Below are 25,097 nucleotides of genomic sequence, written 5' to 3' on the forward strand. Positions count from 1 at the left end.
AAATAGAAATATATGTGTTGTAGTAGTTCAATTGAAAGAGATAAAGCATTGATGGGGGAGCCTGAAGCGTTCGATATCAGTGCGGTAAAAGGAATGAAATTCTTCGACCCACATGTTCATATGACTTCGAGAACAACCGACGATTACCAGGCGATGGCCGATGCAGGAGTTGTTGCTTTGATAGAACCCGCATTTTGGCTGGGGCAGCCACGTACCGGATTAGATAGTTTTAGAGATTATTACAGTAGCCTGATCGGGTGGGAGCGCTTCCGCTCTTCTCAATTTGGCATTAAACATTATTGCACCATTGGTCTTAACTCAAGAGAAGCCAATAACGAAAGCCTGGCAGAGCAGGTAATGGAAATATTGCCATTGTTTATCTATAAAGAAGGAGTAGTTGGCATAGGCGAAATCGGCTTCGACGATCAAACTGCAGCCGAAGAAAAATATTATAGATTACAACTTCAGCTTGCTAAAGAAGCAGGTTTGCCAGTACAGGTACATACACCACACCGCGATAAGAAAAAAGGCACACAACGCAGTATGGATATTGCTTTGGAGCATGGTCTTGATCCTTATAGCGTAATTATTGACCATAATAATGAAGAGACGGTAAAAGAGGTTTTAGATAGAGGCTTTTGGGCTGCTTTTACCATTTATCCGTTTACTAAAATGGGTAACGAGCGCATGGTAGAAATTGTAAAACAATATGGTCCGGAACGTATTATGGTAAATTCTGCTGCCGATTGGGGCATCAGCGATCCTTTAGCCGTACCAAAAACTGCTGCTTTAATGAAAATGCGTGGTTTAAGCGATGAGGCTATTGAGCTGGTTACTTACCGCAATGCGATTACCGCATTTGCACAGAGCGGGCAGCTGGATGAAGCCGATTTTAATGCGCAAAAAAATGTAGACCTTACCGAGAAATTCGAAGGCAATACCATTTTGCGTGGCGGGCAACAGCCAAGAACAGATAAATCATCTATCATCATTAGCTAAAGTATTGAAAAAAATAATTGTCTATCTGCGCATGATGCGCCCTGCCAATATTGTTACGTCAGTAGCCGATATTTTAGCAGGAATTGCCATTTCTGGTATTTTAAGTACTGGATTGTCCATTCCATGGTTATCTATTGTGTTTTTGGCTGCATCAACAGCCTGTTTGTATGGAGGAGGAATCGTTTTTAATGATGTTTTTGATGCCGATCTGGATAAAATAGAACGTCCGGAGCGGGCCATTCCCAGCGGGCTGATCAGCTTAAAAAATGCAACTATTTTAGGTAACCTGTTACTTTTGGGCGGTATTGCATTAGCTGCATTAAATAGTTTAACATCGGGATTATTGGCCCTTTTGGTGGCCGTTTTCGCTTTGCTTTATAATAAATTTGGTAAACACCATTCTTTTTTCGGCCCCTTGAATATGGGCTTATGCCGTGGGTTTAACTTGCTACTGGGTTTGAGTATTGTGCCAGCAATGCTTTGCAGTCATTATTACCTGGCTATTATTCCTGTAATTTATATTTTTTCCATCACCAGGACCAGCCGTGGCGAAGTTCATGGAGGCCATGCTAAAAACTTATATTTGGCCGCCTTTCTGTATGCAATCGTGATCTGCGCTATTGCTTATTTTGCTTTTGTAAACGATAGGTTGCTGTGGTCGCTGCTGTTTCTGATTCCATTTAGCTTTATGATTTTCAGGCCACTTTTAAAAGCAATAAAGGAGCCTATCGGTAAAAATATCGGCGGGGCGGTAAAAGCTGGCGTAATTTCACTTATTTTGATGGATGCAGCTTGGGCCGTAACTTTCGATGCCCTGATTTTGGCTTTTATAATTGCAGCTTTATTGCCATTATCCATGTGGCTTTCTAAATTATTCGCCGTTACTTAACCATCAAACACACATTCTCAAATTGATATGGAACATTTACATCAATCCTTTACCGTACAATATAATTATAATGTTTTCTTTACTTCATCGCTTTTTTTGCCTGAAAACGAACTGTTGAACAGTTTTTTAGTTAACCTAAATCCGGCTGTTGCAGTAAAGAAGATCTTGTTTGTAATAGATGAAGGTGTAACAAATGCACACAAAGACCTTAACACCCTGATTAAAACATATTTTTCAAAATACCCTCAAACACAGCTGGTTCAGGATATCCTGATCATCCCAGGAGGAGAACAGGTAAAAAACGATACCAGATATTTTGATCAGGTATTAGAAGCCATCAATATTCATGGTATCGACAGACATTCGTTTGTTGCTGCTATTGGTGGCGGCGCTGTACTCGATATGGTGGGCTATGCAGCTACTGTTGCACACCGTGGTATCAAACACATCAGGATTCCAAGTACTGTGCTTTCGCAGAACGACTCGGGGGTTGGTGTGAAAAATGGAATTAATTATTTCAATAAAAAGAACTTTTTGGGTACTTTTTCGCCGCCGGTCGCTGTTTTTAACGACGAAGTATTTTTAAGCACGCTGTCCGATCGCGATTGGCGCTCAGGTATTGCCGAAGCAATTAAAGTGGCACTGATTAAAGACCGTGAGTTTTTTGAGTGGCTGGAAGCAAATGCTGTTGCGCTTGCGCAGCGGGATATAACAGCTATGAATTACCAGATCTGGAAATGTGCAAAACTCCACCTGGAGCATATCCGCAGTGCCGATCCTTTTGAAAACGGTTCGGCCCGACCGTTGGATTTTGGCCATTGGAGTGCCCATAAACTAGAATATCTGACTAATTTTGAAGTGAGGCATGGTGAAGCCGTTGCCATGGGGATTGCCCTAGATGCTGTGTATTCAAATTTATCGGGCAGGATCAGCACTGAAGATGCACAAAGGGTAATCACTTTGATTCAGCAACTTGGTTTCGGATTAACGCATCCTTTGTTACAGGTTACCGAAGGTAATAGCCCAATTTTGCAGGGATTGGAAGAATTTAGAGAGCATCTTGGTGGAGAGCTGACCATCACCTTACTTACAGGCCTTGGTAGTGGAGAGGAAGTTCACGAAATTGATGCCGACATTTTAAAACGAGCTGCCGAAATTTTAAACAACCAAACAGCTATTATTCAACATTAAGCTATGAAATTAACTTCCGGACATTTAACCTTCTGTACCAACATTTATGCAGGCGAAAACTGGATGGCACATTTTGCCGTGTTGAAAGATAGTTTTCCGGTATTAAAAGCGCAATTGTCGCCAGAGGCGCCAATGGGTATAGGTTTGCGCCTTTCCAATCTCGCCAGTATCGAATTGCTGGAAGAAAATCACCTGGAAACATTTAAGCAGTGGCTAGAGCAGGAAGGTGGATATGTTTTTACCATGAACGGATTTCCATATGGCGGTTTCCATCATACCAGGGTTAAAGATCAGGTACATGCGCCCGATTGGACGACGAGAGATCGCGTTGAATATACACTCCGTTTAGCAGATATTCTTTCACAGTTATTACCAGACGATATGGATGGAGGCATTTCAACCTCGCCATTAAGCTACAAACCTTGGTTTAAGGATGCTTTGGAAAGAGAAAAAGCTACAGTTACTGCAAGCGCACATATTTTGGAAGTTGCCGGAGGCTTAGCAAAAATCTTTAAAAAAACAGATAAAATCATCCATCTCGATATCGAACCAGAACCCGATGGTTTTCTCGAATCTGGTCCCGAATTTATCAACTGGTTTGAAAGCGAACTTTTACCAACTGGAAAAAATTATTTTTCGGATCGATCGGATTTAAACGCCAATGAAGCAGAAAATCTGATCAAAATGCATATCCGTTTGTGTTATGATGTTTGTCATTTCGCAATCGGTTACGAACCCCATACAGCCATTATCAATGAACTGCAGGAGAAAGGCATTCAGATTGGAAAAATACAGATCAGTGCCGCATTGAAAGCTAAATTGCCTGCATCTGTTTCGGAAAGAACAGCCGTATTGGCTCAATTAGGCCGTTTTGATGAACCTACTTACCTCCATCAGGTAATTGCCCGAAAAAATGATGGTTCGCTGTTGCGTTATCCTGACCTTGCTGATGCACTGGCAGCGGGAGAAAATCCTGAAGTAGAAGAGTGGCGGGCACATTTTCATGTACCTATTTTTGTTGAAGATATGGGTTTGATCCAATCTACACAATCGGATATTACTGAGGTATTAAACCTGCAAAAAAATAACCCTTTTACCGCTCATTTAGAAGTAGAAACCTATACCTGGGAAGTTTTGCCAACAGCTTTAAAAGCACCTTTAAACGATTCAATTATCAGGGAACTGGCTTGGGTTAAAAATTTATTATAAATAAGAACATGCATAAAACCGTTGTTATCGATATCGTAGCCTTATCTGCTTCCGTAATTGGGGCGCATACGCCATTTCTTCAGAAATATATTGCTGAGAACCATTTAACTACTATAGAACCTTTATTGCCTGCAGTTACAACGGCTGTGCAGTCGAGTTATCTTACTGGTAAATATCCATCAGAAAATGGTATTGTGGGCAATGGATGGTACGATCATGCGGATGCAGAAGTTAAATTCTGGAAACAGTCTAACAAACTGGTAAATGCGGAGAAAATATGGGATCAGGCTAAAAAAGAAGATCCGAATTTTACCTGTGCCAATATGTTCTGGTGGTACAACATGTATTCAACAGCCGATTTTTCGGTAACACCACGTCCGAATTACCTTGCCGATGGCCGTAAATTGCCTGACTGTTATTCGCAACCTGCCGAATTACGTGACCATTTACAGGCTAAACTGGGGCAATTCCCCTTGTTTCAGTTCTGGGGGCCTGGTGCAAATATTAAATCAACAAAATGGATTGCAGATGCTTCGATGGAAACTGAAAAGCTGCACAATCCTACGCTTACCTTAATTTATTTACCCCATTTAGACTATTGCCTGCAAAAGTTTGGCCCTGAGTTGGATGAAATTGGGACAGAACTGAAAGAAATCGATCAGGTGGTAGAAGAATTGGTGCGTTTTTATGAAAGCAGGGGTGCCCGCATCATTTTACTTTCCGAATATGGTATTGCGCCTGTAAATAAACCAATCCACCTTAACCGTTTGTTCAGGGAAAACGGTTTGATCCAGATCCGTGAAGAAAGAGGGCTGGAATTGCTTGATCCGGGTGCTTCGAAAGCATTTGTTGTGGCCGACCATCAGGTAGCACATGTTTATATCAACGATAAGAGTGTAACCGAGCAGGTAAAAACCCTATTGAAAAATGTACCTGATATTGAATTGGTGCTCGATAAGGCAGAACAGGAGAAACACCATATTAATCACGAACGTTCTGGCGATCTGGTTCTTACCGCAAAAGAAAATAGCTGGTTTACCTATTATTTCTGGCTGGATGACGCTAAAGCTCCCGATTATGCAAGGGTGGTTGATATCCATAAAAAACCAGGTTACGATCCTGTAGAAATGTTCATGACCTCAAAATTGAGGGCAGGGTATAAACTTTTAAGAAAGAAAGCCGGCTTCCGTTATGTGATGGATGTAATTCCGCTTGATGCTACGCTGGTGAAAGGGTCGCATGGCAGCATTAATGTAGCCGATAAATTTAAACCTGTTCTGGTTACTTCAAAGGCGATGGATAAAACCCTATATGCACCGGATGTTTATCAGGTCATCTGGGATAGTTTAACCGTTTAAAAAAAGATGATGTTCTGCTGATCTGATAGCTATCGAATCAGCATGACGATCGCATTTAAGAAACATCTTGTTGAATTCAAGTTCAAATAAATTAATCTTTTTAAGAACTTTAGCTACAAGATTATTATTATTCCCTTACAAACCTGTACCCGCAACCTTCGAAACAAGGAGGGTTAAGCTGCAGCGATTTTGCCGAAACCTTGTACTGATAAATCATTGGCATTTTATAGGTGTTGCTGTAAACCTCCATTTTTACACTGTCCAAAATCCTGAATGAAAATAAATCCGGAAGTGCATCGCCTTCAAATTTACCGGCTTTATCTGCCGATTTGCTTAGAATAAGGTATTTGGCCTGGCCGCTTACCTTTTTATATCTGCCACTTCCATCACCTGGATCCTGCATCGTTTCGGTGAGTTTCCACTTACCATAAACTTCACCAGGTCCATCATTATCTTTATCGGTTTTTTTGCATGATACATACAAAACGCCTGCTATAGCCAGGAGGAGTAATAATACCTTTTTCATAACGCTTTAATTTACAGCTTATACGGTGCAGAGAACCTAAACGCTACTTAAGAATTGTCTTTTGTTAATTAAACATTTTTCTAAATGCCAATGGTGAGATCTTGGTTTTTGCCTTGAAGAGTTTGTTAAAAGATTGCGAATGTTCAAAGCCCAGTTCGTAAGCTACTTCGCTCACCGATAAACTGGTGCCCGATAGCTTTTCCTTTGCTTTCTCGATCAGTTTTTGATGGATATGCTGTTGTGCGTTCTGTCCTGTTAGCGAACGGAGCAGATCGCTTAAATAACTTGGCGAAATGTTTAAATAATCGGAAAGATACTGTACAGTTGGTAAACCCTTTAGTATTGGCGTTCGATCATTAAAATAAGCTTCCAACAGTTCTTCCAATTTTTGCAAAAGATCGCTGTTCAGCACCTTGCGTGTAATAAACTGGCGTTTGTAAAAACGGTTGCTGTAATTCAACAGCAATTCGATCTGTGTAATAATCACATCCTGACTAAAATCGTCAATTCTGCTGTTCAATTCTTCTTCGATACTCTTAAAAATAGCAATAATGGTTGCCTTTTCTTTCTCTGATAGGTGCAATGCTTCGTTAGCCGAATAAGAAAAGAAACCATAACTTTTGATTTTTTTGGCGATAGGGTACGACAATAAAAAATCAGGATGGATCAATAAGGTATATAATGAGCAAACACTTGATTCTAAATCCTGCTCGTGACCGATAATCTGGTTCGGAGCAGCAAACAACAAACCACCTTCATCAAAATCATAATAACTCTGCCCGTATTTTAGCCTGCCGCTTAATTTTGGCTTGTAAGAGATTTTATAAAAGTTAAGGATGTGCGAATTTGGCTGGCCGCTCATTTCAACCGGGTGATTTTCATTATTGATCAGGCTGATAAGCGGATGTTTTGGTTGTGGCAGCCCCATTATCCGGTGTGCTTCCGATAAGGAATTGAATTTATAAGGGCTGTTATCTTCCTTTTTCATATTGATATGATACAAATATAACCGATAAGCTTTATTTATCGGTTATAGGTAAGGTTTTCTATTTAATTATCCTTGTGCAGCGTTCGATATTGGTTCCCATTCTTCCCAAGTGGCCATCCGTTCTGCATAAGCGGTACGTACCCAAGGCAGGTTATGGCTGCCGAGAAAGAAACGTAAAGGTGGATTTTCAGTATCAACAATTTTAAAAATCGCATCAGGTGTAGCCTCCGGATTGCCTCTTTCCATATGCTGTAAACCTTCAAAAAACTGAGCTTTAAAGTCGGCGTATACCTCCATACCATCAGCGAACTTTAGAGAAGCCTGACTTCCAAATTCTGTGGCATAGGCGCCGGGTTCGATAATGGTTACTTTGATCCCAAAAGATTTTACCTCTTCTGCCAGGCTTTCATGGATAGCCTCAAATGCCCATTTAGATGAACTATAATAACCGATAACGGGTAAAACCACATGGCCAAGGTTGCTCGAAGTACCTAAAATGTGTCCATAATTTTGTTTGCGTAATATAGGCAAGGCAGCTTGTATAACAGCCACAGTTCCGAAAATGTTGGTATCGTACATGGCCTTAACCTGATCAATAGTGGCTTCTTCAATAGTGCCAACAAGCGAATAACCAGCATTATTTAACACAATATCCAATCTTCCAAAATGCTTGTGAGCCTGTTGAACGGTTTTTTCTACCTGCTCATAATTGGTCACATCCAGTTCCAGTATCAATACATTTTCTTTGTATTTTTCCTGAAGGTCGGCAATACTGGAGAGCGTCCGTGCTGTTGCAGCTACCTTATCGCCACGTTCCAGCGCGGCAGTTGCCCACACACGCCCAAATCCACGCGATGCGCCTGTAATAAACCAAACCTTATTGGCTATTGGGGTATTTGTACCTTTATTTTCTTGTTGATGTTCCATAATTTTTATTTAAATAAATGATGGATCAAATGTGGGCAAGGTCAGCGTGTTATTTGTAGCCTAATCGGGTACTTTTGTAGCTAAAATGAGAAAGTACAACGTGATGACAATTGTTGAAAACAGATTCTTCAGTGGGTTCAGAATAGCAAAGTCCTGTTTGTTACAACAAAGCCCTATCCAGGTGCACATAACCACCATCCACATGGATCAGTTGGCCTGTAGTGTGACTCGATTTATCTGATAATAAGAATACAGCCATGTTGGCAATCTCATCCACGCTGGTCATTCTGTTCTCGAAAGGAATTTTATCGGTAATGTTCTTCAATTTTTCATCACGGTCTTCAAAGGTGTTGATCCATTTCTCGTATAGTGGCGTCCAGGCTTCGGCAACAATAATCGCATTAACGCGGATGCTGAAAGGCAATAATTCTACTGCCCATTCGCGGGTTAAGGCATTTCGGGCACCGTTCGATGCGGCATAACCAGATGTTCCACCTTGTCCCGTTTCTGCAGTTTTGCTACCGATATTTAAAATCGAACCCTTGCTCTGTTTAAGTGCAGGTAGGGCATGTTTGGCCAAAAGGTAATAATGCACCACGTTTTTATGTAGCGATTCCATGAAACCTTCATAAGTTCCATTTTCGAGACCAACGCCATCATTAACCCCTGCATTGTTCACTAAGCCATCTATTCTGCTATATTTTGCCAATATCGCATCAACAATGGTTTTACAGCTTTCAGGTGCGGTGAGTTCTGCAGTAAAATAATCTGCTTTTAAGCCTAAATCTGTTATTTCCTGAAGCATTTTCAGGTTATCGTTTTCATTACGGCCAATAATGATGGGAAAAGCATTTTCAATAGCCAAAGTTTTAACAATTGCCGAGCCAATACCTTTTGCACCACCACTTACCAGGATTATTTTGCCGTCTAAATTTAAATTCATATTTGGTTAATATTTTTATTTTGTTGTTAAAACCACAGAGAACGCAGCGTTTTCACAGAGAACATAGAGGGGTATTTAGCCTTGCTTCTATAGATTTCTCCATTCCGCTGCGCTTCAGTCGAAATGACGGATCGATTGTCCATCCTCCATGGGTTAAAGGCTTACACCTCTTTTCCAGGGGATAAAATCATCCTGATTGAGTTGTACAGCTTTAGGAATTTCTTCGCCACTGGCTACTTTAATACAGTATTCCAATATATCTTCGCCCATTTCGTTAATGGTTTTGTCGCCATTAATCACTGCTCCTGTATCGATATCGATAATATCACTCATGCGTTTCGCCAGGATCGAGTTGGTAGCCACTTTAATGGTGGGGCAAACCGGATTTCCTGTTGGCGTGCCTAAACCTGTGGTGAATAAAATTAAGGTTGCTCCTGCAGCAGCTTTACCTGTGGTTGCTTCTACATCATTCCCCGGGGTACATACCAAGCTTAAGCCAGGTTTAGTAGCGGGTTCGGTATAATCTAAAACATCTACAACAGGGGAGGAGCCGGCTTTACGTGCAGCACCTGCCGACTTAATCGCATCGGTAATTAAACCATCTTTAATATTGCCTGGAGAAGGATTCATGTAAAAGCCAGAACCAACTTTATGCGCCAGATCATCATATTCAGTCATTAGGCGGATAAATTTTTCGGCAGTAGGTCGATCAACAGATCTATCGATCATTTCCTGTTCTACGCCACAAAGTTCGGGGAACTCGGCCAATAAAACCTTAGCGCCTAAGGCCACCAATAAATCGGCACAATAACCAACAGCCGGATTAGCTGAGATGCCGCTAAAACCATCGCTACCACCACATTTTACACCCACACACATTTTGCTTAGCGGGGCTGCTGCTCGTTCTTGTTTATTAATGAACATCAATCCTTCAAAAGTACTGCGGATTGAATTTTGGATCAATTGCTCTTCGCTTTGTGCTTTTTGCTGCTCGAAAATTAAAAGTGGTTTGTCAAAATCAGGATCAAGTGCAAACAGGTCGCGTTTAAAATCTTCTACCTGCAAATGTTGGCAACCCAAACTTAAAACAGTTATACCAGCCACATTAGGGTGATGGGCATAAGCCGCCAATAATTTGCTTAAAGTATCCGAATCCTGACGTGTTCCGCCACAACCCCCGTTATGGGTAAGGAATTTAATTCCATCCACATTTTTAAAGGTGCGGCTGGCTTTATCTACTTTAGGCTCAAAACTAATATGATTAATGTCTTCTCCCTTTTCAAATGCCTGAACCAGTTTGTGGGTGTAAGATTTATATTTATCATCCACCGCATAACCCAACTCACTATAAAGCGATTCTTTAATAATATCCAGATTTCTGTTTTCGCAAAATACAGTCGGGATAAACAACCAATAGTTTGCGGTACCCACTGCGCCGTTTTTACGGTAATAACCATTAAAACTGCGGTTGGCATATTTACTTACATCGGGCGCTTCCCATTTGTAATTAACATTGCGATAAGCAAATGGCTCTGCAGCATGTTTGGTGTTCTCTACATTCATCCGCATACCGGCCTTTACATCAAACTGTACCTTTCCAACCAAAACGCCGTACATCATTACCTCATCGCCTGCTTTCATATCCTGCATAAAAAATTTATGCTTGGCAGGGATTTCATCAACAGTAACGTAGGTATTCCCTTCATGCACTATTTTGGTGCCTTTAGGTAAATCTTGTAACGCAACCAAAACATTATCAGCATTGTTAATCTTGATGACTAATTTTTTCATTGTCAATTTTATAATCTAAACTAATTTCTTTTTCAATGTGATTGGGTTTCCATCCTTTCCATCCGAAGTAGAAAACCACTAAAAAGCATATAAATGGTACTAAATAACCATATTGTATATTATGCGTGGCATCTGAAATCAAACCTAATATTGGCGGTAAAAAGGCACCCCCAACAATAGACATCACAATTAACGATGAGCCCAGTTTTGTATCTTTACCCAAACCTGCTATACCCAAGGAGAATATGGTTGGAAACATGATCGACATAAAGAAAGAGACACCGATTAAAGCATAAACGGTAATCATGCCGCTTGCAAAAATAGATACAAGAGTAAGTACAGCACTAATTAAAGCATAAAGCATCAAGAGTTTATGGGCCGCTACGTATCTCATGAAGAAAGTTCCAGCGAACCGGCCAACCATAAAAGCTAAACCTGCGGCGCCCGAATACCATGCTGCCTGATCCTGGCTGATATTTGCTGATGAGGTGACGAAACTAATAAATAAACTCAATACACAAACCTGTGCACCTACATAAAAAAACTGTCCAATAATTGCCCAGCGCAAATGGCTATGGCCTAATATGTGTCCAAAACTGCTTTTTTCCTTAGCATTTTCTTCTTCCTTAATATCAGGCAGTTTGGTGAAAATAAATAGAACAGCGACTACAATAATCAGAATCCCCAAAATTAGATAAGGCGCTTTTACTGTTGATGCCTCTTCGAGCATATAAGCCTGTTTTTCTAAAGGCAACATTTTTGCCAATTGAACATCGGTATATTTTACTTCGGTAAAAATAAATTTACCGCCAAGTATTGGTGCCAAAAATGCAGCTAAACCATTAAAAGACTGAGAGAAATTTAAACGCTGTGTAGCTGTTTCTGGTGGCCCTAGTACGGTAACATACGGATTTGCCGCTGTTTCAAGGAAGGTTAAACCACAGGCGATAATAAAAAGCGCCCCTAAAAAAAATATATATTGTGCCGTATTGGCTGCGGGTATAAATAATAAACAGCCGATGGCGAATAAAACTAGGCCTAAAATGATGCCACTTTTATAGCCATACTTGCGCATAATGTAGCCTGCAGGTAGGGCCAATAAAAAATAAGCGATAAAAACAGATGAATCGACCAGGGTAGATTCGAAAACGTTTAGTTGAAAAGCTTTGCGTAAATGTGGAATTAATACAGGATCGAGATTATGAACAAAGCCCCAGAAGAAAAATAGGCTGGTGACCAAAATTAATGGAAATAAATATCCCTTACCATTTTTTGGTGTGTCGGATACCTGAAAGTTCGATGATGAAGTGTGGCTCATGTTTTGTTTAGTTATAGTGGTTTAAGCAGGTTCTTTTTGGTTAGTTGTGGTATTACAAATTAAACCCTTAAGCATTAATAAAAATTTAACTTTATGATCTAATTATTAAATGATATTGTCTCAATTTTCTAATATGCAAAATAATTTTGCATATTAGATTGATTTTTTAAGATTTTATGAAACCGCATTTACTTAATGTATCTACTAATTCGGTAGATTCTTTTAGCGCTCGGAGAGACATTATGCCCGATATAAACAATCGTTGGCATTACCACTCTGCATTAGAATTAATCTACGTTAAAAAAGGCAGAGGAACGCAGTTTATTGGCGATAGCATTAAAAATTTTAAGGATGGCGATGTAGTTTTACTTGGAAGCAATTTGCCACACTACTGGCGCTTTGACCCCGAGTTTTTTGATGAACTGGGTGGAGAAACAGTTGAAGTTTATGCGATCCATTTTAAGGAAGACTTTTTAGGCAAGGATTTTCTCGATCTTCCCGAAAACCAGGAGATGAAAAAAGTGTTGCTGCAATCGCGGCAGGGAATTCAGCTGCAAGGAATCTCAAAAGAGAAAATTGCTTGTTTAATGCCACAGATTATTGAGGCAACAGGCACCATGCGGATTATAAAAATACTGGAAGTATTAACAGAAATAGCCAATTGCGAAGAGAAAAACATTTTGGTTTCGCTAGGCTTTAAGCCAAATTTTTTGGAGAACGAAAAAGATAGGATTCAATCTATTTATAACTATACCATCAGCAATTACAAAAATAAAATAGAACTAAAGGAAATTGCTGCGGTTGCTAAAATCAGCCCCAATTCTTTCTGTAAATTCTTTAAAACTAAAAGTAGAAAAACTTATACACAGTTTCTGAACGAGATTAGGGTAGGACAGGCTTGTAAACTATTGATCGAAAATAACCTGACCGTTAAAGAAATCTGCTACGACTGCGGCTTTTATAATTTCACCAGTTTCCACAAATATTTTAGAGAAATAACAGGGAAAACCCCGCTAAAATATCAACAAGCCTTTTCTAAACAATAGTGATATCCAGTAAAGTCTGTTTTAAAAATATGACTTCATAATTCTACAATATTTGCCGTTTTATTTAAGTTTTTCTGCTTAGGTTTGTTTAAACCAAAGGTGAATAGCTGAAGTTTTAACGACTTTTATCCTTTATCGATTTTAAAATACAAGAATGTTAAAACTAATTTTTGATTTATAGGTTTATAGCTTAAGTTTGTATTTCTAACTGAATATTTTATGAGCAATATCTCTAATCCGAAACCGGTGAAAAAGGGCGATAGGATGGACAATGACCATAATAACCTTAATGAATCTTACACCCCTGTTTCAAAACATAAATTTGAAGGATGGCCGATTTTATGGATATTGATAGCTATATTTTTAATCTCCGCAGTTTTATGGTATACAGGAGCCGCTCCTTACTTAATTAAGTGGATTGCCAATAAATAAAATAGATGTTTTTAGAGCGTTAAGTTTGGCCACAACATTTCATTGTCTTTCTGTGAGAAAGTTCAATGTATTGCTTAAAGGGGAGACGTTAATTTTGATGACGGGAAAAGAACTGATTAAAATTTTTCATCATCGCTGGGAATCTGCTCAGCGGAGAAATAACAGTACAACATAAATCCAAAAGAAATAATATAAAATACCGCTGTGATTAAAAGGAATGTGCTCATATAAATAGTTATTTGGTTAGTGTAATTATAACGTTAAGTTATCTTAAATTATATAGGGCGATGCATTTATTTTATATTAATTATTAACATAATTAATTTTAATGTTGAAAACTATTTATTTAGTTTTTTGTGTGGTATCGATCTGCTATTCAGCTGTTCACCAGTGATCTGCTTACCTGGCTTGAAATTTATCGCGGTATTGAGTCGGCGTCATCCCGACTGATTTTCTGAACACTTTCCTAAATGCTTTTGGATCATTGTAGCCAGAGTTATAAATTACCTCTGTCATTTGCTGGGCAGTTTGCTCTAATAACTTTTTAGCCGCTTCGATACGGGTTTGTTGAAGATATGCTATAGGGGTAATACCAATCACCTGTTTAAAGCGACGCACAATATTTCTTCTACTGGAAGGAATATCTTTAATCATCTCTTCAATGGTAGCCACGTCCTGATAATTATTTTCAATTTTTTCTTGGGCAGAAGCAACAATATCATCATTGTGATGACGGATAGGCTGGAAGGTGCTAAAGTATGATTGGTTTACACGGTCCATATCGATTGCAAAAATCTTGGCCACCTTAACAGCCATATCTTTTCCACAATGAAGCTGTAAAAGATGCAATAATAAATGAAAAGTAGAGGTTGCTCCACCACTTGTAAATAATTTTCCATCCTGTGTTACCGTTTTATCAGCCTTTAAATGAACCAGGGGAAATGCCATAGAAAAGGCAGAGCAGGCATCAACATGTGTGGTAGCTGCTTTACCATCCAACAGTCCTGATGCTGCAAGTAAAAATGCACCAGTACAAAAAGTAGCAATTTCTGCGCCTGCCGCATGTTGTTTGTTTAACCAGGGAATATAGTTTCGGTTTGCTGCGATGGAATCTTTAATATCGTTGGTTGCAAAAGAAGGCACTAAAATAAGATCAAGATGTGCAGCTTTTTGTAAGGGTACACAAGGATGATCACTAAAGTTATAATTTTTATCCTCCAGTGTAATCAAACTAATGTTAAATGGGATTTCGAGGTCATCTTTCCGATAAAATCCATTAACAGTATCAAATACATCTAAAATAGCCGCTATGCTTAATAATCTGAAATTTTGGGGCAGTAAAACACCTACTTGTATCATTTGGTTAAAAATTTAAGTATCGTAAATATATAAAAATTGTCTGAAATGCCCCTTAAGATTGACTTTTACGGCAACGGTGTTCGGCTAAATTAACAACTAACTTTATTTCAGTTAATCAATTAATTAGTAAACATATGAAAACCACCCCAACGAGTAGCAGAATGTATGGCTTTATAGTGCTGTATGAAATGCAAACAGATTTTTTACTAAGGGCTTTAGATGGGATAGACCAAAAGGATGCACAGAAAAGATTGGATACGAAAGCAAACCACATTGCTTGGATTACCGGGAGTGTAGTGCATAGCCGTTACTTTCTGGCCAAATCATTCAGTATCGATCTTCCGTCCATAACCGACGAACTTTTTGCCGATAACAAAGGAATTGTGGATGATGCCACTTATCCATCGCTTGAAGATTTCATTAAAGATTGGAAAGAAATTTCTCCAAAGTTACAGCAGGCTTTATCCCAGGCTACCGACGATAAACTGGAAGAGAAACTCAGTATCCCCGGAATGGAGATCACACTGTTTGAAATGATCAGCTTCAATACTTATCGGGAAGCCAATTGCATCGGGCAGATTGCCTTATGGCGCAGGTTATTAAACTATCCTGGAATGAATTACATGTAAGCTATGGAAAAGATAATAAAAGAAGCCAACGAAACGCTGTGGGCGTTAGAAAACACTTTATCAAAATTTGATACTGCACAAATTAATGCAGTACCATTTAAGGGAAGCTGGACAGCCGGCCAACTGGCTGAACATATGATTTTATCAAATTCGGGCTTTCTACAAGTTATAAATGGCCCAGTAACCGAAACAGATAAGCCAGCCGATTTTATGGTAGCGCAGATCAGGAACGACTTTTTAAATTTCAATGTGAAGTATGATTCGCCTAAAGAGATTTATCCTGAAGACAGGACATATAATCAACCTGAATTATTAAACAGTTTAAAACAGATCAGAGATGGAATTTCAGCTTCTATAGCTGATCTGGATTTAACGAAGACCTGTAGCTCCTATGAATTGCCCGGTTATGGTTTTTTAACCCGCTTAGAGGCTGTTTATTTTGTAATTTATCATACACAACGACACGTACATCAGTTAAATAAAATTTATAGCGAGCTGGATAGCAATTAATTTTAATTAAATTTATGAGAAACAACAGGCTTAATCTACTAAATCCCTATATCGGCAAATGGAAAACAGAAGGTTTAACAAAATCAGGTGATATAATCACTGGAACTGATACCTACGAATGGGTTGATGGTGATTTTTTCTTAATGCATCAGGTAGATATCATGTTTGGTGATAAAAAGATCCGATCGTTAGAAATTACTCATTATGATGATATGGAGGATGTTTTTAGGTCGCAATCGTTCGATAATGAGGGCAATATTTCTATCTCAACCCTTAAAATTTACGATGATATCATTTTAATATTTGCTGATACTGAAAGATTTAAAGGAAATTTCAAAGCCAATACTATTGAAGGGACATGGGAACAATTTGATGGTAAAAACTGGGCACCGTGGATGGATGTCAAATTAACGAGAATTCCTTTGTAACGTCATGCTGAACTCGTTTCAGCATCTTATGCTAAATAGAGATCCTGAAACAAGTTCAGGATGACGACCGTTCGTTACAATCTGTCATAACAAGAAATAGTAGAAAACAAATCATAATTAAACAATCCCGAAGGGGAAAAACAACAAAACAATGGCAACACTTAACACGTGATTATAATAGAGAAGAGTCCTTAGTTCATGGTCTGTTTTATTAATTGAGTGTATAATAATATAAATCGTGGGTGCAATAATATAAATCGTGGGTGCAATAATATAAGTCACGGGTGCGGTAATATAAATCGTGGGTGCAATAATATAAATCGCGGGTGCGGTAATATAAAGAGCGAATTAGATAATTTAAATGGTCAGTAGCTCATGGTTAATGGACTATGGCTATTAACCACAACCATCAACCAAAACAGATTAACTTGTTATTACATCCATGTACCAATAACTAATGAACAAATGCCTAATGAACTATAAATAACTTTTATTATTTTTAAATTTAGAAACCAAAAATTAAACCACTATGAAAATTGCAGTTATTATTGTACGCGTGCTACTAGCCGCCCTGTATCTTTTTGCTTCTGTAAGCTATTTTCTCAATCTAATGCCGAAGGCACCAGAAATGACAGCGGCCCAAACCAGCTTTATGACAGGGATAATGGCCTCCGTTTATCTTTTTCCACTAATTAAAATAACAGAACTGTTATGTGGTATAATGTTATTAATTGGCAGAACTGCACCACTAGCATCAATCATCATTTTTCCTGTTACCTTGAATATCTTTTTGTATACTGCATTTTTGGCTCAGCCTAAAGATCTTCCGATGTCTGCAGTAATGTTATTATTTAATTTGTTCCTGCTTTATGCGTATCGTGCCAAGTATCTACCGATCGTTTCAAAGTAAATTTTAGGATTTTCAAACTTTCTCATACTTTTTCTCTTTATTTAGTGTTCCGATATAAGGTGTAATTATTATCTTTAGAAACTAACTAGAAATAAAAAATATGAGAAAGTTACCATTTTTAATGCTGCTTTTGGTTGCAGCATCGTTTTCTGCATTTGCACAGAACAAAGATGCTATTGTAGGTAAATGGCTTAATCCATCAGGCGAAGGGCAAATAGAAATTTATAAAAAAGGCGATAAATATTATGGGAAGTTAGCCTGGATGAAGGAACCCAATTTAAATGGTAAACCTAAATTAGATGCTAAAAATCCTAACGAAAAACTACAGAAACGCGCTTTGTTAAATCTGGAAATATTAAAGGATTTTGTTTACGAAGATGGCAAGTGGACTGATGGAACAATTTACGATCCAAAAAGTGGCAAAACATACAGCTGTAATATGTCTTTAAAAAGTAACGATGTGTTAAACGTTCGCGGTTATGTAGGTATTTCTCTTTTAGGCCGATCAGAAACTTTTAGACGAGTAAAATAATTTATAGATGAAGAAAATTTTATGGTGCCTTTTAATGGCACCTTTTTTTTGCACCGCGCAGTCGTATTCCTTTAAACCCTTAAACGAGAATACCAAAACCAGTTTACGGGGTCTAAGTGTCGTATCAGATCGGATTACCTGGGTAAGTGGTAGTAATGGATCGGTAGGTAAAACTACTGATGGTGGTATAACCTGGAAATGGTTAAAACCAAAAGGTTACGAAAAAATCGATTTCAGGGATATTGAAGCTTTCGACGATAAACAGGCCATTATTGTGGGCATTGCTTCTCCGGCATACATTCTGAAAACCGTTGATGGCGGCGAAACCTGGACAGAAAATTATAAAAATGTAGATTCTGCCATATTTTTGGACGGGCTAAGTTTTTGGGATAAAAATAAAGGGCTCATTTTTGGCGATCCCATAAATGATAAAATGCAATTGCTTAAAACTGTAGACGCAGGTAAAAGCTGGCAAGATATTTCAGCAAATCTAAAAACCAATTTGGCTAAAGGTGAAGCGAGTTTTGCAGCCAGTGGCACAACCATTAAAACATTGCCTGGTGGCAAAACCTGGATTGCAACAGGTGGAACGGTATCTAACATTTACTTTTCTCCAGATTATGGACAAAACTGGCAAGTATTTAAATGCCCCATTTTGCAGGGCGAAAATAGTACGGGCCCTTTCTCGATCGATTTTTTGAATGAAAAAATTGGTATAACTGTTGGTGGAAACTATGTAAAAGATAAAGAAAACATTAATAATATTCTTTTAACGAGCGATGGAGGCAAAACCTGGCAAAAGCCAGCTACCCCGGTTTTAGGCTTCCGATCGGGCGTAACCTATATTAATGCTAAAACCTTAATTGCTACAGGTACTTCAGGAACAGATATTTCTACTGATGGTGGCCAAAACTGGAAACATATTTCTGATAAAAGTTTTAATGCGGTTCAAAAAGCCAAAAAAGGTAAACAGATTATCCTGGCTGGAGAAAAAGGCGCGATTTATCAGTTAACTACTAATTGATAAAGGATGCATGATAAAATTTATTTGATCTCACCTCATCGTCATGCTGAACTTGTTTCAGCATCTTTTTAGCAAGAAAGACCCTGAAATAAATTCAGGGTGACGATAGGTCGTGGAATTTGTAGTAAACCCATTAATAAAATTTCAGTCCTATTGCGTAACAGTTTTATTGATTAAGTATCTAATCAGTAAAACGATTCAATAAATAAAAAAGATTGAAGCATCGGGATTGATAAAATTTTGTTTCTTTGCTGTCAACTAAAACTTTAATTAAAAACATACACACACTCGCTCAATGGATTTTTTGCACACAATTTTAGGTGACGATATACAGGCCGGACTATTAATTATTTTAAATTTAATTGTGATCGAAAGTTTGCTTTCGGTAGACAATGCTGCTGTTTTGGCTACTATGGTCATGGATTTGCCAAAATCGCAAAGAGAAAAAGCTTTAAAATATGGCATTATTGGCGCTTATGTTTTTAGAGGGATCTGTTTGTTCCTGGCTGCATGGCTGGTTAAAATCTGGTGGTTGAAACCACTTGGCGGTCTATACCTGTTGTACCTGGCTTTCGATTATTTTAGAAAAAAGAACAATAAAGGCAAGGAAGAAGAAGAAGAGGAAGTAGACAAAAGCAAAAGCTGGATTTATAAATCTACTGTTGGCTTAATGGGGAATTTTTGGGCAACTGTTGCTTTAGTGGAGGTAATGGATCTGGCTTTCTCTATCGATAATGTTTTTGCTGCTGTGGCTTTTACCGATCATATCTGGTTAATCTATATTGGTGTTTTTATCGGGATTTTGGCTATGCGTTTTGTAGCACAGGCATTTGTTAAACTGATGGAGAAATTTACCTTTTTAGAAACGATAGCATTCATCGTAATTGCTGTTTTAGGATTTAAACTTACTTCATCGTTAGTAACGCATTTCTATCCCGAATCACCTATTTCTCACGCTATCGAAGGTGAAAAAACAGATCTTTTTGTCTCTATTTTTACGGTAGCCATTTTCATTATACCAGTATTAACATCCTTATTATTTAACTATCCCAAAAAACACAAAAGCGATATCATAATTTCGGACGATGCGGAAAAGGTATTGGATAAATCTTAAATTATAAGGCTTATCTGTGATAAATCTTACAATTAAACGTTGGTAATATTACAATCAAATTTGTAATATTAGAATTTATAAATAGATTAGGAAACAGGTTGCAATGGCTTTTTACAAACATTACTCATTCGATCTTTGGTTAACGTTGATTAAATCAAATCCAGCGTATAAACAGGAGCGGACACAATATTTTTACCAGAAATTTAATACTAAGCGTAAAAATTTAGCAGAAATTGCTGTTATTTTTCGCCAGGTAGATTTAATGGTAAACGCTATTAATGAGCGGACAGGGAAAAATGTAGATGCTGATGAAATGTATTTAATGATCATCGGTATGATCAATGATTACGATTTCAATTTTCATGATGTGGATCTGCAGGAGATTGATCACGACATGGAACAACTGGTTTTTACCCACATGCCTTTGCTGTATAGCGAAAGTTCTTTAACCGTATTGGAGCAGCTTAAATCAACAGGTTTAAGTTCGACCAATATTTTAAGCAATACTGGTTTTATAAAAGGGAAAACCTTAAAAAAAGTAATCAGTCATTTGGGTATCGATCAGTTTATCGATTTTCAACTGTATTCTGATGAAGTAAGGATGTCTAAACCCAATACCGGATTTTTTCAGTTGATGTTAGATACCATCGATAGGGAAAAGCATCCGGAATTAATGCTAAAAGATGTAATCCATGTTGGCGATAACCCGCATGCTGATGTTCGTGGGGCAGAAGCAATGGGAATTAACAGCATGCTCATCAATTCCAATCATCTATCTATCTCAAACCTACTCTATGATACCGTATAATTTCTCACTCCATAAAATAGACAATACAGTCGATTTTGGCTTTAGCGCCGACGATTACAGTCGCTTTAAGTTTGGCGATGACCTGGTGGCCCGATCTTTTGGAAAAGACCTTGCCGATGGCTTTATCCGCTATTATTTAGCTGATAATGTGATTACCGATCAGATTGTGGTTATTTCTAGTCCTTATAGTTTTATTCCAACGGCAACCTTTGCCATGAAAAACTATTTCGTTTGTCAGCTTAACCGTTGGCTGGTGGAAAATGGTGGTTTGGCGGTACAGGAAACCAAAGTGCACAGAACCATTACCTATAAAGAAGATTATGGCGAGTTAAGTGCCGAAGAAAGGCTTTTACTGATTGGAAACGATTCATTTCACATCGATAAAGATTTTCTCACTGGTAAAACACTTTTATTTCTGGATGATATCAGAATTACCGGAAGCCACGAGCGGATGATCTTAAAAATGGCTAAAGAATACGGTTTAAAGAACGAAATGCATATGCTTTATTTCGCCGAACTGGTCAATAAAAATATCCATCCCAATGTAGAGAATTTTCTGAATTACCATCAGATCAAATCTATTTTTGATCTGGAAGAAATTATCGATAGCGGCAATTTTAGGTTTAATACCCGTATTGTAAAATACATTTTAAATACTACTTCGAGCAGTTTTAATCTGTTTTTAGAACGTAGAAGTACCGATTTTATCAATCAGCTTTACGATCTATCCCTGGGGAATAACTACCATACCATAGAAGCGTATTCTAAAAATTTACTTCTTATAAAAGACTATATCAAAAACAACAATTATAAATTAATTTAAATATGGCTATTAATTTGCAAAAGGGGCAAAGAGAAAATATCGATGCTCCTAAATTTACAATAGGTTTAGGTTGGGATACCAACAGCTCTTCAACAGGTTCTGCATTCGATTTAGATGCTTCAATTTTTTTACTAAACGATCAGAAAAAATTGATTTCTGACGAAAACTTTGTGTTCTACAACAATCTGGTCTCTCCAGACGGTTCGGTTGAACATACAGGCGATAACTTAACCGGTGATGGTGATGGTGATGATGAGCAGATTAAAATTGATTTAACCAAAGCTGATGCTAAAGTAAACGAGATCTGTATTGTGGTAACCATTCACGATGCTGACAACAGAAGACAAAATTTTGGCCAGGTTAGAAACTCTTTCATCCGTATTTTTGATGCCGTAACCAATGAGGTGATCTTAAAATACGAATTAGAAGAAGATTTCTCTATTGAAACGGCGGTAGAATTTGGAAGAATTTACAAACGCGAAGGCAAATGGAAATTTGAAGCTGTTGGCGTAGGTATGAAAGGTGGTTTACAGGATTATTTAAACAAATATCAATAATATTATGGCAATCAATCTTCAAAAAGGACAGCGCATCAGTCTAGAAAAAAGTAATGGTAGCAAACTTCAGAATGTTTGTGTAGGCATTAACTGGGGTGCCATTGAAAAGAAAGGCCTATTCGGTTTCGGATCATCAAAAGAAGCGGTAGATTTAGATGGTAGCTGTGCATTATACAACGAAAACAAACAACTTTTAGAGGTAGTTTATTTCGGTAACCTAAAATCAAAAAATGGTTCTGTAAAACATAGCGGAGATGATTTAACCGGCGATATGGGCGGCGATGATGGCTTAGATAATGAGATCATCACACTTGATTTTTCTCAGCTGGATGCCAATGTAAACTATGTTGCCTTTGTATTGAATAGTTTTAGAGGTCACGATTTTGGTACGATCCCTTTTGCTTCAATCCGCATTTATGAGGGCACAACTAAACGTGTTAACGAGGTTTTTGCTAAATTCGATATTGCTAACGGAGCCAACTTTGCTGGTCACGTATCGATGGTAATGGGCGTTTTTTACAAGAAAAACGGCGAATGGAAATTTAATGCCATTGGCGAACCAACCAAAGATAAAAAACTCGAAGATACCGTTAAAACCGTAACTCAAAACTATTTATAAGCAGTAAAGCTGGTAATTAATCAAACTATGGAAACCAACCCAAACGTTACCCAAGCCCTTACCCCGGTTAAACTGGATAAAGATGGCAATGTGGAACTCGAGAAAATAACCTCAGAGGAAACGCTTAAATACAATGAGATTGGAAAATCGCTGGAGCCATCAGATGTAAATTCTATCCTGAATTACGGAAGCGATGCCCAAAACTCGATGGAAAAATACAGTAACGAGTTTTTATCGTCTGTACGGACTTATAACAGTGGTGAAGTTGGCGGTTTGATTAACGAACTGCTTACCGAACTGAATTATATCGATGTTTCAGAATTGGAGCAAAGTGCATTTAAGAACTTTATTTCTAAAATCCCGTTTTTAAAGAGCCTTGTTGTTGATGTGAAAAAACTTTTCCAGAAGTATGATGTAGTGGTGAATAATATTGATAAAATCACCAACAAAATTAAAGCTGGAAGGTTAAATTCGATTAAAGATAACAGTTCGTTGCAAACCATGTTCGATAGCAATGTTGGTTACATCCACCAAATGGAAGAACTGATTATTGCCGGACAGATGAAATACAACGAGCTGAACATCAAACTTGCTGAGATGGAAGGCAGACCTGCCGATTACCAGGATTATGAAATTGCCGATTTAAGGGACTTCATAAGTCGCTTGGATAAAAGACTGGCAGATATGAAAATTGTTCGTTTCATTATGCTGCAATCTTTAGCGCAGATCCGTGTGGTGCAGAACAATAATACTTCAATTGCAGAAAAAGCGCAGTCGATTGTATCTACAACCATTCCGGTGTGGAAAAACCAATTGACCATTGCTGTTGCTTTACAAAGGCAAAAGGCCAACGTAGAGATGCAGAAGAAAATTTCGGATACCACGAATACCATTTTGCAGAAAAATGCAGAGATGCTGAAACAAAACAGTATCGATGTAGCCAAAGAGAATGAAAAAACAGTAGTATCTTTGGAAACCTTGAAACAAACCACTTCATCGTTGATTGAAACGCTTAATGAGGTTAAACAGATCCATGAAGCGGGTGCACAGAGTAGAAGAGTGTTGGATGGCGAACTTAAAACTTTGGAAACAGAGTTGAAAAAGAACGTGACGAGGGTGAGTTAATTAAAATATGGATGAATACCGTTTAAATATTATCAAAAAGTCAAGCGCAGAGATCAACCGTTTACAGTTGCTCTCTGTGTTTTTTGATGATGAGGTAATTTATAAAATTTACCTGAGAAGCCAGGTTATTCATCAACTTTTTGCCAACAACGAAGAACTGGAGATCGAAAAATTAGATCTTTTCCACCTGCAGTTTACCGATAGCGTGATCGAACTGCTCAAAAAGATTAAAAAGAGCAATGAGAAAAACGTATCGCTTATTTACGATGAAATTGACCTGAATGAAGAACTGATCGACCGCATGGCAGGTGCGCTCGTTGATCAGAAAAGTTTTCAGCAGGATAAACAAAAACAATCGTTAAAAGTGAACCTATCGCTGCGGAAACTATTCAGTGTTCTTTCTGAGCTCAGTTCCGATTTTCCCTTTTCTAAAAATATCAATGTTTTTAGTTCCAGATACGCCAACGATTTTTACTTCGATCTCACCACCGATCAATTTACTAGACTGATTGATTTTCAAAATAAACAGGTGTATACCAACGTTTATGCAACCATCGAGAAAAAATTGATGGGCAAATTGTGTAAGTACGATTTCCGGACCGAATTTTATATTGGTTTAAAATCGGGCGAACTGGTAATTGAAGCGTATAAATTTTTGGATATAGACAGTTATTACCTGTTTTTTCCTAGCAGAAACCTGTTCTTGTTCTGCGATTTAACCATTTTGAAAGATTTGGATATGTCTAATAATCTTTCAGAACGGGAACGGATTGTACAGGAACTGCAATATAAAAACGATAAGTTAAAAAGTAACGCTGCGGTTTTAAAAACAGCAATTCCAAACGAGGTTGTTAATTTGTTAGAAGATAGTTACAGTAAAATATCTGACATCAATTTCTTGAACCACCTCAATAATTTCGATGTACAATCGAATATTTTGAAGACCATGTTGAAGACGGATTTGTTTTAGGTTGGTTTGACTACTTGAAATCTGTCTAGACAGATTTCTCGACTACGCTGCGCTCCGCTCGAAATGACGAAG

27 protein-coding genes are annotated in these 25,097 nt (G+C 38.1%); 20 read left to right on the forward strand and 7 right to left on the reverse strand.

Annotated features, from left to right (window positions below):
• Nucleotides 1–12 precede the first annotated feature (12 nt).
• The 5 genes from J7E57_RS04810 to J7E57_RS04830 are packed head-to-tail and all read left to right on the forward strand — an operon-like array spanning nt 13 to nt 5,646.
• Complete coding sequence (locus J7E57_RS04810) at nt 13–999, forward strand: TatD family hydrolase (RefSeq protein ID WP_215131799.1); 987 nt, start codon at nt 13–15, stop codon at nt 997–999.
• A gap of 4 nt (nt 1,000–1,003) precedes the next feature.
• Nucleotides 1,004–1,888 (forward strand): UbiA-like protein EboC, encoded by an 885-nt coding sequence (gene eboC, locus J7E57_RS04815; protein ID WP_251029806.1) that lies wholly within the window; start codon nt 1,004–1,006, stop codon nt 1,886–1,888.
• Nucleotides 1,889–1,915: 27 nt separating this feature from the next.
• Nucleotides 1,916–3,079 (forward strand): 3-dehydroquinate synthase, encoded by a 1,164-nt coding sequence (locus J7E57_RS04820; RefSeq protein ID WP_215131801.1) that lies wholly within the window; start codon nt 1,916–1,918, stop codon nt 3,077–3,079.
• A gap of 3 nt (nt 3,080–3,082) precedes the next feature.
• Nucleotides 3,083–4,288, forward strand: a complete 1,206-nt coding sequence (eboE, locus tag J7E57_RS04825; RefSeq protein ID WP_215131803.1) for a metabolite traffic protein EboE — start codon at nt 3,083–3,085, stop codon at nt 4,286–4,288.
• A gap of 8 nt (nt 4,289–4,296) precedes the next feature.
• A complete protein-coding gene (locus J7E57_RS04830; RefSeq protein ID WP_215131805.1) occupies nt 4,297–5,646 on the forward strand; it encodes an alkaline phosphatase family protein in 1,350 nt (449 codons plus the stop codon).
• A 127-nt stretch (nt 5,647–5,773) separates the two neighbouring features.
• On the opposite strand, the gene J7E57_RS04835 is transcribed toward J7E57_RS04830, so the two are convergent.
• From J7E57_RS04835 to fucP, 6 genes are all read right to left on the reverse strand, one after another.
• Nucleotides 5,774–6,172, reverse strand: a complete 399-nt coding sequence (locus J7E57_RS04835; RefSeq protein WP_215131807.1) for a hypothetical protein — start codon at nt 6,170–6,172, stop codon at nt 5,774–5,776.
• 64 nt (nt 6,173–6,236) lie between these two features.
• On the reverse strand, nt 6,237–7,160 hold the full coding sequence (locus J7E57_RS04840; protein WP_215131809.1) for a helix-turn-helix domain-containing protein: 924 nt from the start codon (nt 7,158–7,160) through the stop codon (nt 6,237–6,239).
• Nucleotides 7,161–7,226: 66 nt separating this feature from the next.
• Entirely contained in the window at nt 7,227–8,087 is an 861-nt protein-coding gene (locus J7E57_RS04845; protein ID WP_215131811.1) for an SDR family NAD(P)-dependent oxidoreductase, read from the reverse strand.
• A gap of 160 nt (nt 8,088–8,247) precedes the next feature.
• Entirely contained in the window at nt 8,248–9,030 is a 783-nt protein-coding gene (locus tag J7E57_RS04850) for an SDR family oxidoreductase (RefSeq protein ID WP_215131813.1), read from the reverse strand.
• 153 nt (nt 9,031–9,183) lie between these two features.
• Complete coding sequence (locus J7E57_RS04855; protein WP_215131815.1) at nt 9,184–10,821, reverse strand: UxaA family hydrolase; 1,638 nt, start codon at nt 10,819–10,821, stop codon at nt 9,184–9,186.
• Nucleotides 10,796–12,139: an L-fucose:H+ symporter permease gene (gene fucP, locus J7E57_RS04860; RefSeq protein WP_215131817.1), complete on the reverse strand. Its 1,344-nt coding sequence runs from the start codon at nt 12,137–12,139 to the stop codon at nt 10,796–10,798. The genes J7E57_RS04855 and fucP overlap by 26 nt, the downstream gene beginning before the upstream one ends.
• A 176-nt stretch (nt 12,140–12,315) precedes the next feature.
• On the opposite strand from fucP, the gene J7E57_RS04865 reads away from it, so the two are divergent.
• Complete coding sequence (locus J7E57_RS04865) at nt 12,316–13,185, forward strand: AraC family transcriptional regulator (protein WP_215131819.1); 870 nt, start codon at nt 12,316–12,318, stop codon at nt 13,183–13,185.
• 219 nt (nt 13,186–13,404) lie between these two features.
• Nucleotides 13,405–13,617 carry a hypothetical protein gene (locus tag J7E57_RS04870; RefSeq protein WP_215131821.1) on the forward strand — a complete coding sequence of 71 codons (213 nt, stop codon included), beginning with the start codon at nt 13,405–13,407 and terminating at the stop codon, nt 13,615–13,617.
• A gap of 399 nt (nt 13,618–14,016) precedes the next feature.
• Here J7E57_RS04870 and J7E57_RS04875 read toward each other — a convergent pair whose 3' ends face one another.
• Nucleotides 14,017–14,976, reverse strand: coding sequence for a GlxA family transcriptional regulator (locus J7E57_RS04875; protein ID WP_215131823.1), 960 nt, complete (start codon nt 14,974–14,976; stop codon nt 14,017–14,019).
• 134 nt (nt 14,977–15,110) lie between these two features.
• On the opposite strand from J7E57_RS04875, the gene J7E57_RS04880 reads away from it, so the two are divergent.
• From J7E57_RS04880 to J7E57_RS04940, 13 genes are all read left to right on the forward strand, one after another.
• Nucleotides 15,111–15,605: a DinB family protein gene (locus tag J7E57_RS04880; protein ID WP_215131825.1), complete on the forward strand. Its 495-nt coding sequence runs from the start codon at nt 15,111–15,113 to the stop codon at nt 15,603–15,605.
• Between the two features lie 3 nt (nt 15,606–15,608).
• Complete coding sequence (locus J7E57_RS04885) at nt 15,609–16,115, forward strand: DinB family protein (protein ID WP_215131827.1); 507 nt, start codon at nt 15,609–15,611, stop codon at nt 16,113–16,115.
• A gap of 14 nt (nt 16,116–16,129) precedes the next feature.
• Nucleotides 16,130–16,543: a hypothetical protein gene (locus tag J7E57_RS04890; RefSeq protein ID WP_215131829.1), complete on the forward strand. Its 414-nt coding sequence runs from the start codon at nt 16,130–16,132 to the stop codon at nt 16,541–16,543.
• A gap of 529 nt (nt 16,544–17,072) precedes the next feature.
• Nucleotides 17,073–17,453: a DoxX family membrane protein gene (locus J7E57_RS04895; protein ID WP_215131831.1), complete on the forward strand. Its 381-nt coding sequence runs from the start codon at nt 17,073–17,075 to the stop codon at nt 17,451–17,453.
• 100 nt (nt 17,454–17,553) lie between these two features.
• On the forward strand, nt 17,554–17,985 hold the full coding sequence (locus J7E57_RS04900) for a DUF2147 domain-containing protein (protein ID WP_215131833.1): 432 nt from the start codon (nt 17,554–17,556) through the stop codon (nt 17,983–17,985).
• Between the two features lie 7 nt (nt 17,986–17,992).
• Nucleotides 17,993–19,009: a WD40/YVTN/BNR-like repeat-containing protein gene (locus tag J7E57_RS04905; protein ID WP_215131835.1), complete on the forward strand. Its 1,017-nt coding sequence runs from the start codon at nt 17,993–17,995 to the stop codon at nt 19,007–19,009.
• A 295-nt stretch (nt 19,010–19,304) separates the two neighbouring features.
• Nucleotides 19,305–20,123, forward strand: coding sequence for a TerC family protein (locus tag J7E57_RS04910; RefSeq protein WP_215131837.1), 819 nt, complete (start codon nt 19,305–19,307; stop codon nt 20,121–20,123).
• A 103-nt stretch (nt 20,124–20,226) separates the two neighbouring features.
• The gene (locus J7E57_RS04915) at nt 20,227–20,931 is read left to right on the forward strand and encodes an HAD family hydrolase (RefSeq protein ID WP_215131839.1); all 705 of its coding nucleotides are present in this window, start codon (nt 20,227–20,229) and stop codon (nt 20,929–20,931) included.
• The gene (locus tag J7E57_RS04920) at nt 20,918–21,754 is read left to right on the forward strand and encodes a phosphoribosyltransferase family protein (protein WP_215131840.1); all 837 of its coding nucleotides are present in this window, start codon (nt 20,918–20,920) and stop codon (nt 21,752–21,754) included. Before J7E57_RS04915 ends, J7E57_RS04920 begins: the two co-directional genes overlap by 14 nt.
• Before the next feature lie 2 nt (nt 21,755–21,756).
• The gene (locus J7E57_RS04925) at nt 21,757–22,311 is read left to right on the forward strand and encodes a TerD family protein (protein WP_057932991.1); all 555 of its coding nucleotides are present in this window, start codon (nt 21,757–21,759) and stop codon (nt 22,309–22,311) included.
• A gap of 4 nt (nt 22,312–22,315) precedes the next feature.
• A complete protein-coding gene (locus tag J7E57_RS04930; protein ID WP_116251228.1) occupies nt 22,316–22,930 on the forward strand; it encodes a TerD family protein in 615 nt (204 codons plus the stop codon).
• Nucleotides 22,931–22,957: 27 nt separating this feature from the next.
• Nucleotides 22,958–24,055, forward strand: coding sequence for a toxic anion resistance protein (locus tag J7E57_RS04935; RefSeq protein WP_215131842.1), 1,098 nt, complete (start codon nt 22,958–22,960; stop codon nt 24,053–24,055).
• 7 nt (nt 24,056–24,062) lie between these two features.
• Nucleotides 24,063–25,025 carry a hypothetical protein gene (locus J7E57_RS04940; RefSeq protein ID WP_215131844.1) on the forward strand — a complete coding sequence of 321 codons (963 nt, stop codon included), beginning with the start codon at nt 24,063–24,065 and terminating at the stop codon, nt 25,023–25,025.
• Nucleotides 25,026–25,097 lie beyond the last annotated feature (72 nt).

It is taken from the genome of Pedobacter sp. ISL-64 (assembly GCF_018613605.1).
Lineage (GTDB): Bacteria > Bacteroidota > Bacteroidia > Sphingobacteriales > Sphingobacteriaceae > Pedobacter.